We start from the raw sequence: 13,483 nt of genomic DNA, 5'->3' as shown, positions 1-13,483 counted from the left end.
ATGGCGGCGATGGACGCTACTCCCGACAAAACCGAAGAGACCTATTCGGGTCGCCTGCTCGCATTCACCATCCCGGCGCGTCATGCGCGTGGCCGTCTCGTTCGCCTCGACAGCACGCTCGACGAAATCCTTGCCGCGCACGATTATCCGCCGCCGATCAAGCATTTGCTGGCGGAGGCGCTGGTGCTTGCGGTGCTGATGGGCGGACTGGTCAAAGACGATGGATCGCAGGTGACCATGCAGGCCCAGACCGAAGCCGGTGCGGTCGGACTGCTGGTATGCGATTACAAGGGCGGCGAGCTGCGCGGCTATGTCGAGTTCGACGAAGCCCGGCTTGCGGAACTGGGCGCGAACCCTTCGCTCTTTGCGCTGTTCGCAAAGGGCTATCTTGCCATCACCTTCGATCTTGCCAGGGGCAAGGGGCGTTACCAGGGCATCGTACCGCTGGAGGGTGACAGTCTGGCCGAAGCCTGCGAGCGATATTTCTACCAATCCGAACAGGTGCCCACGCTGATCCGCTGTGCAGTGCGCTCGGATGCGGATGGTGTGCGTGCCGCCGGGTTACTCATCCAGCACCTGCCAGAGGGCGAGGAAGGTCGCGAACGCCTCCATGCCAAGCTCGATCATCCCGAATGGGAGCATGTCGCGATCCTTGCCGGCTCGCTGCGCCATGACGAGCTGCTCGATCCGGCACTGTCGCTGGAAGCGATCGCATGGCGTTTGTTCCACGAAGAGGAAGAGGTTCGCGTACAGCACGGTGCAACCATTGCGCGCGGATGCCGTTGTTCGGTTGAGCACTATCGCGACGTCCTCGCGCGCTTTCCCGAGGAACAGCGAGTCGAAATGCGCGACGAAAACGGGATCGTGCTGGTCGATTGTGCATTCTGCTCGAAGCAGTTCGGGATCGAAATCTGAACGGCGTGTCGTTGTTATACAACAGTTCATCGCGCTTGTGGTGTATTGAAAACGAATCACGGGCGCGTCTGGACTCGCGGACGAAAGGTGAATTTCGCTATGGCTCGCATCCGAGCACTCCACATCGCGGCATTGGCTGCACCGCTGGCGGCTCTCGCAGCACCGGCGCTGGCGCAGGCTTCGCTGGCGATGCTCGACAGTCTTGACCGCGGCGGATGGGAAGTGCGTTATCGTGATGGCAGTTCCGCGCAAAAGGTTTGCGTTCGCACGGGGCGCGAATTGATCCAGCTGCGGCACAAGGACAGCGGCTGCAATCGCTTCGTTGTCGAAGACGAAGCGCGCGATGTCACGGTCCAGTATACCTGCCGCGGCAACGGCTACGGACGCACGCATATCCGCAAGGAATCCAGCGGACTGGTCCAGATCGACAGTCAGGGAATCGCCGGTGGCAAGCCGTTTCAGTTTACGGCCGAAGCACGCCAGACGGGCAGTTGCGGCTGATCGCGATACTTGCGGGCCTTCTCGTTCGCGCTTAGCGGACCCCAATGACCACATCCGACAATCCCGGTCCCGCCGTCGTCCTCCTATCGGGCGGCCTCGATTCGATGGTTACTGCCGCAATCGCGCGCGAGCGTGGTCACGCGATCCACGCGCTGACGATCGATTACGGCCAGAGGCATGTGCGCGAGCTGCAATCCGCCCGGGCGATAGGCGAAAAGCTTGCCGTCGAGCGTCATGTCGAACTCCCGCTGGACCTGCGGCGCTTCGGCGGGTCGGCCTTGACCGACGATATCGATGTTCCCAAAGGCGGGGTCGGCGATGATATCCCGGTTACCTATGTTCCCGCGCGCAATCTCGTCTTCCTCGCCCTGACTACCGCCTTTGCCGAAACCACCGGATCACGGGACATTTTCATCGGCGTCAACGCGCTCGATTATTCGGGCTATCCCGATTGCCGTCCAGAATTCATCGCCAGCTTTGCCGAAACCGCCCGGCTGGGCACCAAGCAGGGCGTCGGGGGTGCTCCCTTCGCGATCCATGCGCCGCTGCAGCATATGTCGAAAGCAGACATCGCGCGCGAATGCGACCGGCTGGGCCTGGACCCGGCATGGAGCTGGTCCTGCTACGATCCGACAGCGGATGGATTGGCCTGCGGGACCTGCGATTCCTGCCGCTTGCGCCGAAAAGGCTTTGCCGAGGCTGGGCTTGCCGATACCACCCCCTACGCAGAGACAAAATCGGACCCAGGGGAGTAGGGAATTGGACCAAATCAAGGATGCCGCACCGCCAAGCGATTCGAAAGCAGGCAGCAGCACCGAGAAGGTCCCCGCCTACAGCTGGTATGCGCTTGGCGTCCTGGTGGTCGTCTATGTCCTCAACTTCGTCGACCGAAACATCATCTCGATCCTTGCCGAGGACATCAAGGCGGATCTCGGCTTGCGCGACGATCAGATCGGATTTCTCTACGGCACCGCCTTCGGCGTTTTCTATGCGCTGTTCGGCATTCCGCTCGGAAAGCTCGCAGACAATTGGCACCGCGTCAGATTGATGACGGCAGGCCTTGCCATCTGGTCGGCTTTCACGGCGCTTTCGGGATTTGCGAAGAATTTTGCCATGCTGAGCGCTGCCCGCATCGGAGTCGGGATTGGCGAAGCCACAGCCAGTCCGAGCGCTTACTCGCTGATCTCCGACTGGTTTCCGAAGAAGATGCGTGCCACGGCGCTCGCCATCTATTCTTCCGGGCTCTACATCGGCGGCGGCGTCTCGCTGCTGATCGGCGGGGCAATCGTCGAGAACTGGAACGAGTCTTTCCCGACCGACCCGCCGCTCGGGCTTGCCGGATGGCAGGCAGCCTTCATCATCGTCGGCCTTCCCGGACTGCTCCTCGCGCTGCTCGTTTTCACCTTGCGCGAACCGGTTCGCGGACAAAGCGACGGGATCGTGACCCCGCCTGTGAAAGACCCGTTCCGCGGCTTCTTCCAAGAATTGGTCGCGGTCATCCCGCCCTTCACCCTGATCGGGGCGGCCCGGGGCGGCGCGCGCGGTATTGTGATAAATCTCACCGGTGCCCTGGTTATCGGCGGCATCGCCTATCTGATGGCCGACCTGACCGGAAATGCGCAGCAATGGGGCGCCGTGGGGATCGGCTATTATGCCATCTTCTCCTGGGCCTCCACTCTCAAACGACGCGACGAGCCCACCTTTACCCTGATCTGGGGCACTCCCGCATTTCTTTCGACCATTCTCGGATACGGCATGGTCGCGTTCATGTCCTATGCTGCAGCATTCTGGGCCGCTCCCTATGCGATCCGGATACTCGAAGAGGCACCTTCGACGGCAGGCTGGTGGATCGGCGGACCTGGGGCCGCTGCAGGTTTCCTCGGCGTGATTATCGGTGGCCGGGTTGCCGACTGGCTGCGCGAGCGCATGCCGACCGGCCGCCTGTTCGTAGTGGCGTTCGGCCTTACCGCCGCGGCGCCTTTTCTCTACATCATGTTCACGACGCTCGATCCCACCGTCTTCTACATCGCCGCGTTCATGCAATCGCTATTCGGCAGCTCGGCGCTCGGTGCGGCGGCGGCAACGTCGCAGGATCTTGTCCTGCCCCGAATGCGCGGCACGGCTACGGCGACCTTCTTCCTTGCAACCACCCTCGTGGGGCTCGCCCTCGGACCCTACATGGCCGGGCAGGTATCCACGATGACCGGCAGCCTTTCGACCGGTGGCCTTAGCCTCCTGATCGCGGTGCCGATCGGCCTGCTGCTGCTACTGGTAGCCTATCGGACGGTGCCCAAGGCCGAGCAGACTCTGCTGGAGCGCGCCCGCGGCGCAGGCGAAGCGGTCTAGATCCGTTCCAGGACTCCGCAGGCAATCCGCGGTCCGGCATTTCCCGCCGGGTCGGTTCGGTAATCGTCTGGCCCGGAGTGGACGACGACCGCCGTCCCGTCCTCGTCGAAAATCGAGTTGAGCACGCTCGTTGCATTGCCCTCGAGGACGAATTCCGCACTGCCGCTACCGTTGGGACCGATGGTCAGATTGGGCATGTCGCCGAGGTGTTTGCCGCCGGGAGATAGGGAGCCGTGACTGGCATTGCCGGGATTGAGGTGGCCGCCGGCGCTCTTGAAATCGGGCGCGTTGCATTTCCCGGTCGTATGCAGGTGAAACCCGTGCTCACCTGGCGACATGCCGACAGCTGCAACCGCCACGGAGACCGTTTGGCCGTTGCTCAAGAGCTGGACCGTGCCTGCCGGTAGTCCATTGGCGAAGCGCAATGTTGTCTCGGCAACGCGGTCGGTCGGCAGCTCGCTGATTGTGGAGCACGCTGCGATGGCCGGGATGGCGAGAGCGGTGAACAGGATGCGTCGGCTCATGGTTTCTCTTCCCCTCGGGTAATCAGTCTCGTTCAGCCAACGAAAAAGGGGCCGGATTGCTCCGGCCCCCTTGGTGATTTTGGCATGTTGCCGTCGCTTACATGCCCGAACCCGGACCGTAAGTGATTTCGACGCGGCGGTTCTGCAGTTCGCGAACGCCATCGGCGGTCGGAACGCGCAGCTGCGATTCGCCGAAGGCTTCGCTGGTGATCCGGGTATCCGGAATACCGCGCGAGGTCAGGTAACCGCGAACCGATTCGTTACGCCGTTCGGCGAGGCCCATGTTGTAGACCGCCGAACCCGAAGTGTCGGTGTGACCGGCGAGCATGACTGCGGCGCTGCCGCAATTGGCATAGGCCGAGACCGCGTTGTCGAGGATCGTCGCTGCTTCCGGAGTGATGGCCGATTCGTCCCAGTTGAAGAAGACGATGTAGGGCCCCGTCTCGCAGACCGGCGCCGGCGGCGGCGGGGGCGGAGGCGGCGGAGGCGGCGGCGGGGGAGGCGGCGGCGGCGGCGGCGGCGGAGGCGGCGGCGGAGCACCGAAGTTGTACTCGAGCGTACCCATCAGCGAGTGGCTGGTGAACGTATCTTCCAGTGTGTTGCCGCCAATATCGACCAACTCATTGTCTTGCGCCTTGAAGAAGCGATAGCGCAGCCCAACGTCGACATTGTCGTTCAAAGGAGCGCGCACGCCGGCGAGCAGTTGCCAGGCAAAGCCGCTGTCGGAATCATCGACCGAGGATGCAAGGTTGGAGAAGGGCGTAACTTCGTAGCTGGTACGCGCCACGCCTACACCACCCCCGACGAAGCCCTGAAGGCCGTCATCGGGGCCAAAATCAACCAAGCCGTTCAGCATGAACGAAAGGGAATTGGTGTCGCCACCAGCCGGGTACAGACCGGGAGCCAAAACACCACCACCGCCAGTGGGCAAGCCAGGTGTGCTCACTGTGACGCTGTCGACGTCGGCGCTGCGATAACTGACTTCAGCTTCCAAACGGAAGGACCCGAAGTCATAGCCGACGTACCCGCCGCCGTCGAAACCGTAGTCATGGTCGACGATATGAGCATCGGATCCGCCGTTGATCGTGAAGTCAGTATCTTCGACGATCATCGCACCGAATTCGGCGCCGATATACCAGCTGTCGTCCTTGGCCAGGGCTGGCGATGCAAGGGCCGTAGAGGCCATCGCCATTCCTATGACGAATTTCCGCATTATAGTTTCCCCTTTTTGCGAATTGGAGCCACCGAGTGGAACATATCTATCTTTCAACCCCCAAGGTGGCAAGCAAACAATCGGCAGGAACTGTTGCATTAATGCCGCTTTTCCTGCGCAATGAGAATGGGTTCCGGGTCTCGGGCCCATTCCGTGATGGGCGAACGGCGGCGAAGAAAAGGGGTTCCCGTCAATTTGACGGAAATATGGCCAGTGTTGCAAGTATGTCGATGATCGCTTCGATGCTGGCACGGGCCTCGACATCGACATTCGATCCGCCCGCGGGCAATGCCGGGCGCACTGCCTGTCGCCATCCCGACAGATAGGCTCGGCGCTTGCCTTTCGACCGGTCGAAGACCTGCATGCCTTCGCACGGCTGGCACAGGGTCCACTGGGTACCGTCCCAACTCGCAAGGAAATCTTCGCGTCCCTCCCATGCGCCGCTGGCCGGGCTCGCCACTATCCAGCAATCGCCTGGCGAGGGCGCTGCGGGAGGTGCCGTTGCGTCGCCTTCGACAACCGGGTGAAGCAGGGTATCGATCCGCGCGAGGCTTTCGTTGACGTAAAATTCCTTTTGTGCCTGCCCGGCACACGTGGCTATGCTGCGGGCCGCGCAGGCTCTCCGGTTCGGCGGCGGAGTACAGCGTCGCTTCCGCCCCGCCTGGCCAGCGCAGGCGGCGCAGCGAGGGTTCGAACGCCGGTCGCCGGCCGGGCGGGCAGCAGGCAAGGATGCCGCTTTCGCCTTCGACCATCACCGCACGCCCTTCGCCGAGGCTTGCGGCGAGCAGGGCGATGCGCGCCGCATTGTCGCGCTCGGCGATCGCGCGCACCCATTCCGAGCCCGCGCGGGTCTTGCCGAAACCGCGCCCGGCGAGGATCAGCCAGCAGCGCCAGTCGCCTTCGGGCGGCAACTGGCCGCCGTGGGCGGTATTGGGAAAATCGAAATCCCATTCGTTCTTCTCGTTCTGGTCGAGCGTGCGCGCGAAACGGTCACGCTGTTCGGGCTCGGCTTCGGCGAAAAGTCCTGCGCGTGTTTCCCTATCCGCCACGGGCCTTGCGCTCCTTCTCGGCGGCGACCTGCTGGCGGAAGATCTCCACCTTGCGCTCGATCGAGGCGCGCACTTCGGCGGCGCTGACATTGGCGCGGGTCGCGCGTTCGGCGGCAATGGTGTCCTTGTGCGCCGCGAGGAGACGCAGTGCCGATGCGACGTCCATCCTGCGGTCCGGTGCCGGGTCGCGCAGGTGGCCGAGCACCTCCATTTCCAGATTGGCATAACCTTCGAACAGGGCGCTGCGCCAGGCGGCTGCGAAATCCCGGTCCGCCCGGCGCAGGCGATAGGCCTCGCGCGGGGGAATGTTGGCTTCCGTGGCCGATGCCGACACGTTGGAGCATTCCGCCAGCCGTTCGAGGAAAATGCGTTTCCATTGGCGGGGCGATGGCTTGCCGGCACGATTGCGCAGCCGGGTGTTGTCTTTCGCCCTGAAGGCGGCCAGCGCGCGCTCCCAGCGCTGGCCGAATTCGGCGCTGCGCTTGCGGCGGCTGTAGGGCGACCCGGATTTCACCCCTGCCGCCTTCGCTGCCCGGCTGACCATGCCGTATTCGCGCAGGCCGGCGATGAAATCGTCTTCCCACGCGTGCCGGTCCGCAGACCCTGATCGCGACATGCGTCCCTCCCGATGATGCGCGGCATGAAACGACCAAAGGCGGCCCCTGAAGAGAGCCGCCCTTGCGAATCACACTTTTGCGATGTTCCAGATATGTACCCAAACAGCGTGACGATGTCAATAGAAAAGAACCAAATAGGTTATGCAGAGATGCTTGCCTACAGGTCGCTGCTCACCTAATCGACAAAGCACTGCAGGGACGCTGAGGAACCTCCGCAAATCATGATCATGAAACCGCTGCGCGGGCTGTACGACTGGACGATGGAAAAGGCCTCGCACCCGCATGCGGTGGGCTGGCTGGCGTTCTTCTGCTTCATCGAATCGAGCTTCTTCCCGATCCCGCCGCACCCGCTGCTGGGCCTGATGTGCCTCGCCGAACCGAAGAAGGCGGTGAAGTTCGCCACCGTCGCGACGCTCGCCTCGGTTGCGGGCGCATTGCTCGGCTATGCGATCGGCTGGGGCCTCTATGACACCGTCGGCGTGTGGCTGATCGGCGCGCTGGGGCTGACCGAGGCATTTCCCGTGGCCGCCTGCCATCTGCGCGAATATGATTTCGAGGCGATCCTGATCGCCGGCGCGACGCCGGTGCCGTTCAAACTGCTGACGATCACTGCCGGTTTCGTCGGCATGAACCTCGTCACCTTCGTGCTTTCCAGCCTGTTCGCCCGCGCGCTGATGTTCATGACCGTGGGGATCTTGTTCCGCGTGTTCGGCGCGCCGATCAAGCGGGTGATCGACAAATATCTCGGCACGGTGACGACGGTGTTCGTTGTGCTGGTGGTGGGCGGCGTCGTCGTGCTCACCCAGCTCGGCGGGAGCGAGGATGGCGATGGCGGCCCCTGCGCCGCCCCGCCGCCGATCGAAGCGCGCTAGAGCAGCGTGGCGATGCCTTGCGCTACGATGGCGAGGCCGATCGCGACGACCATCACGGCAAAGCCGATTTCGAGTATCCGCTTGCGCGAGGCGAGCCGCTTGCCCGCAATCCGGCCAAGCAGGCTGCCCGCGATACCGCCCGCGAGCATCCAGGCGATCAGCTCCCAGTCGACCAGGCCCGACAGCGCATAGGATGCGGCCGTCGTCGCTCCCAGCGCGGTGACCACCAGCAGCGAGCTGCCGATCGCCAGCGACACCGGCATGGCGGTCGCGAAGACCAGCCCGGGGACGATCAGGAAGCCCCCGCCGATGCCGAAAAAGCCCGCCAGCAGGCCGACCGCGAGCCCGGTCGGTACGATCCGCCTCAGCAAGGGGCGCGCGGTCTCGCGCGTCATGCGCACATTCGGGTTTTCGCCACCCTTGCGTTCGCGCAGCATCAGCGCGCCGACCACCACCATGAGGAGGCCGAACAGCGCGAGCAGCTTGTCGCCGTCGAAGGCTTTTCCCGCCTCTGCCCCCAGCGCCGCACCGATCATTCCCGACACGGCGAAGGAGGCCGCGCAGGCCCAGCGGACATTGCCCGCGCGGGCATGGCCGACCAATCCCGTCGCTGCGTTGAGCGCGACGGCCACGGCGGCGGTCCCGATCGCCATATGCGGCTGGCCCACGCCGACGAAATAGACCAGCAGCGGCACGGCCAGGATCGATCCGCCCCCGCCGACCAGCGCCAGCACGAAGCCGATCAGCGCGCCCGAAAGCAGCGCGGGTATGGCGAAATCGGCGAGGGGCATGGTCGGATCAGGCCGCCGAACGGTTCCACGGCATCATTACCAGCAGGCTTGCCATGCCGCACCAGCCGGTCGCTCCGGCAAAGGTCAGCCCCGCGCCGACGAAAGCGGACAGGCCGAACCAGGCGGGCGCCACGGCAAAGCCCAAAATCACGCCTGCAAGCACCAGCAGCCCTGCGGTGATCTGCACCTGGCGCATGATCTCGAGCGGGGCGGAGGTGTTTTGCTCGACCGGGAGGCCTGCCGAACGCCAGGCATCGAGCCCGCCTTCGAGGCAATAGGCTTCGCCCTTGCGCAGGCTGGCGAGGCGCGCGGAATTGGCGCTGGTACGCATGCCCGAACGGCACAGGAAAACCACCGGCGCCTCGTCCGTGACGGGTCCCAACGCATCCAGCGGACGGTTCTCGGCGCCCGCCGCGTGCGATCGCGCGAATTCGTCGGCGCCGCGGATATCGATCAGCCGCGCGCCCTTGGCGGCCAGTTCCTTGGCGTGGACGGGGGAAATCGTGGGAAGGCTCATGTCGAAGGCTCCTCGCAATAGAGATGGTGAAGCGTGGCCAGCAGCGTCTCGCAGCGCGGATCGGCGATCCGGTACCACAGCGACTGCGCCTCGCGCCGGTAGGCCACCAGCTCTTCGCCCCGCAGCCTGGCCAGATGCTGCGACAAGGCAGACTGGCCCAGGCCGACCTCCTCGGCGAGATCGCCCACGCGCATTTCGCCATGTTCGGCGAGCTTGCACATGATCATCAGCCGCCGCGTGTTGCCGAGCGCCTTGAGCAGCTCGGCGACCGTGCCGGCATTCGCCTCGAACGTGGCGAGGTCCATAGGGGGAAGGGCAGTTGGTTTGTTCATTAGCTCTTGCTAAATAAGATGCCCCTAATATATGTCAAGGGCAGACAGATATGGAGACCCCCATGACCGCCCCCCGCATTCGCGCCTTTTTCGACGAACCCACCAACACGGTGAGCTATCTCGTATGGGATCCCGCCAGCATGCGCGCGGCGGTGATCGACCCGGTGCTCGATTTCGATCTCGCTTCGGGCCAGGCCGATATCCGCTCGGCCGAGGACATTCTCGCGGCGGCCGAGGAGGAGGGTGTGACGATCGACTGGGTGCTCGAGACGCATGCCCATGCCGATCACCTTTCCGCCGCGCCCTTCATCAAGGCGAAGACCGGCGCGGCGATCGGCATCGGCGAGGATATCCGCAAGGTGCAGAAACTGTTCCGCCCGGTCTTCGGGCTCGACGATCTCAAGACCGACGGATCGGATTTCGACCGTCTCTTCGCCGATCGCGAGCGCTTTGCGATCGGCGAGCTAGAGGTCGAGGTCCTGCACGTCCCCGGTCATACGCCCGCCGATGTCGCCTATCGGATCGAGGATGCGGTCTTCGTCGGCGACACGCTGTTCATGCCCGATTACGGCACCGCGCGCGCCGATTTCCCCGGCGGTGATGCGCGCCAGCTCTATCGCTCGATCCGCCGCCTGCTCGCCCTGCCCGACGAGACCCGACTGTTCCTGTGCCACGACTACAAGGCGCCGGGCCGCGAGGAGTACAAGTGGGAGACCACGGTTGGCGAGCAGCGGCGGAGCAGTGTTCACGTAAACGACAGCGTCACCGAGGACGAATTCGTCGCCATGCGCGAGGCGCGCGACGAAACGCTCGCCGTGCCGCGACTGCTGCTGCCCTCGGTCCAGGTCAATATCCGCGCCGGGAAATTCCCCGAGGCGCAGGACAATGGCGTCGCCTATTTGCGGATTCCGGTAAAGCCGGTGCGCGAGGCGGTGGAACGAACCGCTAGATGATTCCGACTTCCTTGCCCGCCTGTTCGAAGATCGCGAGAATTTCGTCGACCTCGCTTTCGCTATGATCGGCGCAGAGTGAACAGCGCAGCAGCGTCATGTTGGCAGGTGTTGCCGGCGGCCTGGCGAGGTTCACGTACAGCCCCCCCTTGATCAGCGCTTCCCACATGGCCGCACCCTTTTCGAGGTCGGGCATGATGACCGCGATGATCGCGCTCTGCGGCTCGTCCGTGCCGAGCTTGAAGCCCAGGTCCTTCAAGCCCTTGTGCAGATTGCGCGAATTCTCCCACAGATGCGCGCGCTTGTTGGACCCGTGCATCAGCTTGCGGATGCTGGTTTCGGCGGTGGCGACAACGGAGGGCGGCAGCGACGCGGTGAACACGTAGGGGCGGCACACCAGCCGCATGATTTCGAACTTGGGATGGTTCGAAACGCAGAATCCGCCCACCGTACCGACGCTCTTGGAAAAAGTTCCGATGATGAAATCGACATCGTCGATGACCCCTGCGGTTTCGACCACGCCGCGCCCGTTCTCGCCGATGAAGCCCATCGAATGCGCTTCGTCGACCAGCACCATGGCGCCGTATTTCTTGGCCACGGCGACCATTTCCTTGAGCGGCGCGACATCGCCCAGCATCGAATAGACGCCTTCCAGAATGACCAGCTTGCCCGCGCCTTCGGGGATTCGGCGAAGCCGCTTTTCCATCGCCTCGACGTCGTTGTGCTTGAACGGCACGACTTCCGCCTGGCCCATGGCGCAGCCGTCCCAGATGCTGGCATGGCTGTCGATGTCTAGGACGACGTAATCGCCCTTGCCGGCGATGGTGGAGATGATGCCGAGATTGGCCTGGTAGCCGGTCGAGAAGACCATCGCATGGTCCATGTCGTAGAAGTCCATGAGCGCCTGCTCGACTTCCTTGTGACCCTGGTAGGTGCCGTTGAGCACCCGGCTGCCGGTAGTGCCGCTGCCGAAATCGGCCAGCGCCTGCTTGCCCGCCTCGACCACGTCGGGATCGAAGGTCATGCCCATGTAATTGTAGGTGCCGAGCAGGATCGTGTCGCGCCCGTTACAGATCGCCCGGGTGGGCGACAGGACCTTTTCCATCACCAGGTTGAAGGGGTCTTCGCGGCCCTGCGCGAGCAGTCCCTCGCGCAATGCGATGACGTCGTCGAATTTAGCGAACAGGTCCTTGCCTTCGCTCGCGATCTCCTGCGGCTGGTCCGCCTGCATGATGCCCTCGCTCATCAGGAGGCCTGCAGCTTGGTGACGGCGTCGACCAGCTGGCCGTAATTCTCGATTTCGGCCTGCTGGTTCATCGAAATGATGATGTCGAACTCGTCCTCGATCTCGGCGACGAAATCCATCACGGTCAGGCTGTCGAATTCCAGATCGTTGGCGAAGGTGGTGCCTTCGGTGATTTCCACGCCCTTCTTGTTGAAGGGTTCGGCCAGTTCGCGAATCTTGGCGTCGACTTGGGCTCGGTCCATGGCGGGGCTTTCCAATCCTTGTGCGGCGCGGGACCATATCGGGACACCACGCGAATGATTGCCGCGGCAAAGCGGCTTGAGGCGGTGCTTGTCAAGCGCGGGCCGCAATGGCAAGCTTGCGAAAAAGTCGCAATCGTCTGTTCGATCAGGGGAAAACGGATGAGCGATTCAGCCTCCGCGAAGCCGGTTCCGGCCGATCAACCCGCCATCGACGACGGGGCGGCGACGGATTCGGCCGGTGCCAAGCGCCAGGCGAGTTATTCCAGCCACGCGATCCATCTGATGCGCACGGCGCAGATGAGCACGTTGAAACTGTCGCAAATGGCCGACCAGAAGGCCTCGATCCTGCTCGGCGCGACCTTCCTCGTGTTTTCGCTCTCGGTCAGCCGCGCGCTGACCGGGCAGATGCCGGTCTCGCTGATGATCCTCGCCAGCTTCTCCTTCGCCAGCTCGCTCTGCGCCGTCATGGCGGTGCTGCCCAAGGTCGGGCGGCCCGATGGCAAGATCGCCAACCGCAACCTCATCTTCTTCGGCCATTACACCTGGATGGACGAAGAAGAGTGGACCGAGGAGCTGCTCGAACGGCTCGAGACCGATCGCACCGTTTTCGAAACGATGGCGCACGACATGTATCAGAACGGGCAGGTACTGGCGGGCAAGAAATACCGCTTCCTCGCGCTGGCCTACAAGGTTTTCATGACCGGCCTGTTCGTGACGCTGGCGGTCTTCGCCTTCGAAATGGCGACGAGTTAGTTTGGCGGTTGCGGTCGGGGCCTGCGTCCGCTCCGCGCGCCCTGCTGGATTCTTTGTCGGGTGCGCTATCGACCTCCGTCGATAGCTTGCGGCTGCACCGGCCCACGCCCCCACCCGGCCACCCACGGCACGGTATCTTATGGGTGGCCGGGTGGGGGCGTGGGCCGGTGCCGCAAGGTAAGCGCGGACGCGCTTACCGCATCCAACAAAGACTCCGAGAACTCAAAACGAACTCTCGACCGATTACCCCGGCAGCAACGCCCGCACGGCGGCCATGAAGGGGCCGATCGATACCGGCTTGGCAAGATAATCCGCCGCCCCCGCATCGCGGATGCGCTCCTCGTCGCCTTTGCCGGCATAGGCGGTCACCGCCAGTACCGGCACCTCCGCCAGCGCGCTGTCCGCCTTGAGCTGGGCGATCAGGTCGATCCCGCTGACATTGGGCAGCTGGATATCCATAATGACGAGATCGGGCGCGAATCGCTTCGCGGTGGGCAGCACGTTCTGCCCGTCGGACACGGGCACCACTTCGTGGCCGTTTGCCTTCAGCACGTCACAGAACAGCTTACGATTGAGATCGTTGTCCTCGACAACGAGGATTCTGTTTGCCACTTG

Annotated in this window: 17 protein-coding genes and 1 pseudogene; 7 read left to right on the top strand and 11 right to left on the bottom strand. The window is 63.6% G+C overall.

The genetic code is table 11. The features are described 5' to 3' along the window. The first annotated feature begins 9 nt into the window (after positions 1–9). From ACQY4G_RS04485 to ACQY4G_RS04470, 4 genes are all read left to right on the top strand, one after another. Positions 10–915 (top strand): Hsp33 family molecular chaperone HslO, encoded by a 906-nt coding sequence (locus ACQY4G_RS04485; RefSeq protein WP_421993306.1) that lies wholly within the window; start codon positions 10–12, stop codon positions 913–915. A 99-nt stretch (positions 916–1,014) separates the two neighbouring features. Next, the gene (locus ACQY4G_RS04480; RefSeq protein ID WP_067691755.1) at positions 1,015–1,416 is read left to right on the top strand and encodes a hypothetical protein; all 402 of its coding nucleotides are present in this window, start codon (positions 1,015–1,017) and stop codon (positions 1,414–1,416) included. Between the two features lie 44 nt (positions 1,417–1,460). Further along, entirely contained in the window at positions 1,461–2,171 is a 711-nt protein-coding gene (gene queC, locus ACQY4G_RS04475; protein WP_421993304.1) for a 7-cyano-7-deazaguanine synthase QueC, read from the top strand. 4 nt (positions 2,172–2,175) lie between these two features. After that, complete coding sequence (locus ACQY4G_RS04470) at positions 2,176–3,762, top strand: MFS transporter (protein ID WP_421993302.1); 1,587 nt, start codon at positions 2,176–2,178, stop codon at positions 3,760–3,762. Here the strand turns inward: ACQY4G_RS04470 and ACQY4G_RS04465 are convergent. The 5 genes and pseudogenes from ACQY4G_RS04465 to ACQY4G_RS04445 all read right to left on the bottom strand — a co-directional run bounded on the left by ACQY4G_RS04465 (position 3,759) and on the right by ACQY4G_RS04445 (position 7,164). After that, positions 3,759–4,286 (bottom strand): superoxide dismutase family protein, encoded by a 528-nt coding sequence (locus ACQY4G_RS04465; protein WP_421993300.1) that lies wholly within the window; start codon positions 4,284–4,286, stop codon positions 3,759–3,761. The two genes, ACQY4G_RS04470 and ACQY4G_RS04465, sit on opposite strands and share 4 nt — an antisense overlap. Before the next feature lie 97 nt (positions 4,287–4,383). After that, positions 4,384–5,499, bottom strand: coding sequence for an OmpA family protein (locus ACQY4G_RS04460; protein ID WP_421993554.1), 1,116 nt, complete (start codon positions 5,497–5,499; stop codon positions 4,384–4,386). A gap of 190 nt (positions 5,500–5,689) precedes the next feature. Beyond that, the gene (locus ACQY4G_RS04455; protein ID WP_421993552.1) at positions 5,690–6,031 is read right to left on the bottom strand and encodes a DUF2793 domain-containing protein; all 342 of its coding nucleotides are present in this window, start codon (positions 6,029–6,031) and stop codon (positions 5,690–5,692) included. Between the two features lie 61 nt (positions 6,032–6,092). Then, positions 6,093–6,410, bottom strand: a pseudogene (locus ACQY4G_RS04450) (terminase large subunit domain-containing protein); the annotation flags it as partial. A 127-nt stretch (positions 6,411–6,537) separates the two neighbouring features. Beyond that, positions 6,538–7,164: a hypothetical protein gene (locus ACQY4G_RS04445; protein WP_421993298.1), complete on the bottom strand. Its 627-nt coding sequence runs from the start codon at positions 7,162–7,164 to the stop codon at positions 6,538–6,540. Between the two features lie 222 nt (positions 7,165–7,386). Between ACQY4G_RS04445 and ACQY4G_RS04440 the strand changes: the two genes are divergently transcribed. Next, the gene (locus tag ACQY4G_RS04440) at positions 7,387–8,037 is read left to right on the top strand and encodes a YqaA family protein (RefSeq protein ID WP_421993296.1); all 651 of its coding nucleotides are present in this window, start codon (positions 7,387–7,389) and stop codon (positions 8,035–8,037) included. Here ACQY4G_RS04440 and ACQY4G_RS04435 read toward each other — a convergent pair. From ACQY4G_RS04435 to ACQY4G_RS04425, 3 genes are read right to left on the bottom strand one after another with little or no spacing between them, the layout of a single operon-like run. After that, a complete protein-coding gene (locus ACQY4G_RS04435; protein WP_421993294.1) occupies positions 8,034–8,828 on the bottom strand; it encodes a sulfite exporter TauE/SafE family protein in 795 nt (264 codons plus the stop codon). The two genes, ACQY4G_RS04440 and ACQY4G_RS04435, sit on opposite strands and share 4 nt — an antisense overlap. 7 nt (positions 8,829–8,835) lie before the next feature. Then, entirely contained in the window at positions 8,836–9,345 is a 510-nt protein-coding gene (locus ACQY4G_RS04430; protein ID WP_421993292.1) for a rhodanese family protein, read from the bottom strand. Beyond that, positions 9,342–9,677, bottom strand: coding sequence for an ArsR/SmtB family transcription factor (locus tag ACQY4G_RS04425; RefSeq protein ID WP_421993290.1), 336 nt, complete (start codon positions 9,675–9,677; stop codon positions 9,342–9,344). Before ACQY4G_RS04425 ends, ACQY4G_RS04430 begins: the two co-directional genes overlap by 4 nt. 62 nt (positions 9,678–9,739) lie before the next feature. On the opposite strand from ACQY4G_RS04425, the gene ACQY4G_RS04420 reads away from it, so the two are divergent. Further along, a complete protein-coding gene (locus ACQY4G_RS04420) occupies positions 9,740–10,630 on the top strand; it encodes an MBL fold metallo-hydrolase (protein ID WP_291168122.1) in 891 nt (296 codons plus the stop codon). Here the strand turns inward: ACQY4G_RS04420 and spt are convergent. Together spt and ACQY4G_RS04410 are read right to left on the bottom strand one after the other, a co-directional pair. After that, complete coding sequence (gene spt, locus ACQY4G_RS04415) at positions 10,623–11,873, bottom strand: serine palmitoyltransferase (RefSeq protein ID WP_421993288.1); 1,251 nt, start codon at positions 11,871–11,873, stop codon at positions 10,623–10,625. The two genes, ACQY4G_RS04420 and spt, sit on opposite strands and share 8 nt — an antisense overlap. Further along, the gene (locus tag ACQY4G_RS04410; RefSeq protein WP_067691683.1) at positions 11,873–12,115 is read right to left on the bottom strand and encodes an acyl carrier protein; all 243 of its coding nucleotides are present in this window, start codon (positions 12,113–12,115) and stop codon (positions 11,873–11,875) included. Before ACQY4G_RS04410 ends, spt begins: the two co-directional genes overlap by 1 nt. A 159-nt stretch (positions 12,116–12,274) precedes the next feature. On the opposite strand from ACQY4G_RS04410, the gene ACQY4G_RS04405 reads away from it, so the two are divergent. Beyond that, complete coding sequence (locus tag ACQY4G_RS04405) at positions 12,275–12,868, top strand: Pycsar system effector family protein (protein ID WP_421993286.1); 594 nt, start codon at positions 12,275–12,277, stop codon at positions 12,866–12,868. A gap of 243 nt (positions 12,869–13,111) precedes the next feature. Here ACQY4G_RS04405 and ACQY4G_RS04400 read toward each other — a convergent pair whose 3' ends face one another. After that, entirely contained in the window at positions 13,112–13,480 is a 369-nt protein-coding gene (locus ACQY4G_RS04400) for a response regulator (RefSeq protein ID WP_067690854.1), read from the bottom strand. Between the last annotated feature and the right edge of the window lie 3 nt (positions 13,481–13,483).

Origin of the sequence: Qipengyuania sp. (assembly GCF_965277845.1) — a bacterium.
In the GTDB taxonomy this organism is placed as follows: Bacteria; Pseudomonadota; Alphaproteobacteria; order Sphingomonadales; family Sphingomonadaceae; genus Qipengyuania.
The sequence above is the reverse complement of the archived record's forward strand: the minus strand, read 5'-3'. Positions and strand labels throughout refer to the sequence as shown.

Excerpts from the sequence above, each read along its gene's own strand:
- ACQY4G_RS04485 (WP_421993306.1), top strand. The coding sequence starts at position 10 with ATGGACGCTACTCCCGACAAAACCGAAGAGACCTATTCGGGTCGCCTG.
- ACQY4G_RS04480 (WP_067691755.1), top strand. The coding sequence starts at position 1,015 with ATGGCTCGCATCCGAGCACTCCACATCGCGGCATTGGCTGCACCGCTG.
- queC (WP_421993304.1), top strand. The coding sequence starts at position 1,461 with ATGACCACATCCGACAATCCCGGTCCCGCCGTCGTCCTCCTATCGGGC.
- ACQY4G_RS04465 (WP_421993300.1), bottom strand. The coding sequence starts at position 4,286 with ATGAGCCGACGCATCCTGTTCACCGCTCTCGCCATCCCGGCCATCGCA.
- ACQY4G_RS04460 (WP_421993554.1), bottom strand. The coding sequence starts at position 5,499 with ATGCGGAAATTCGTCATAGGAATGGCGATGGCCTCTACGGCCCTTGCA.
- ACQY4G_RS04445 (WP_421993298.1), bottom strand. The coding sequence starts at position 7,164 with ATGTCGCGATCAGGGTCTGCGGACCGGCACGCGTGGGAAGACGATTTC.
- ACQY4G_RS04440 (WP_421993296.1), top strand. The coding sequence starts at position 7,387 with ATGATCATGAAACCGCTGCGCGGGCTGTACGACTGGACGATGGAAAAG.
- ACQY4G_RS04435 (WP_421993294.1), bottom strand. The coding sequence starts at position 8,828 with ATGCCCCTCGCCGATTTCGCCATACCCGCGCTGCTTTCGGGCGCGCTG.
- ACQY4G_RS04430 (WP_421993292.1), bottom strand. The coding sequence starts at position 9,345 with ATGAGCCTTCCCACGATTTCCCCCGTCCACGCCAAGGAACTGGCCGCC.
- ACQY4G_RS04425 (WP_421993290.1), bottom strand. The coding sequence starts at position 9,677 with ATGAACAAACCAACTGCCCTTCCCCCTATGGACCTCGCCACGTTCGAG.
- ACQY4G_RS04420 (WP_291168122.1), top strand. The coding sequence starts at position 9,740 with ATGACCGCCCCCCGCATTCGCGCCTTTTTCGACGAACCCACCAACACG.
- spt (WP_421993288.1), bottom strand. The coding sequence starts at position 11,873 with ATGAGCGAGGGCATCATGCAGGCGGACCAGCCGCAGGAGATCGCGAGC.
- ACQY4G_RS04410 (WP_067691683.1), bottom strand. The coding sequence starts at position 12,115 with ATGGACCGAGCCCAAGTCGACGCCAAGATTCGCGAACTGGCCGAACCC.
- ACQY4G_RS04405 (WP_421993286.1), top strand. The coding sequence starts at position 12,275 with ATGAGCGATTCAGCCTCCGCGAAGCCGGTTCCGGCCGATCAACCCGCC.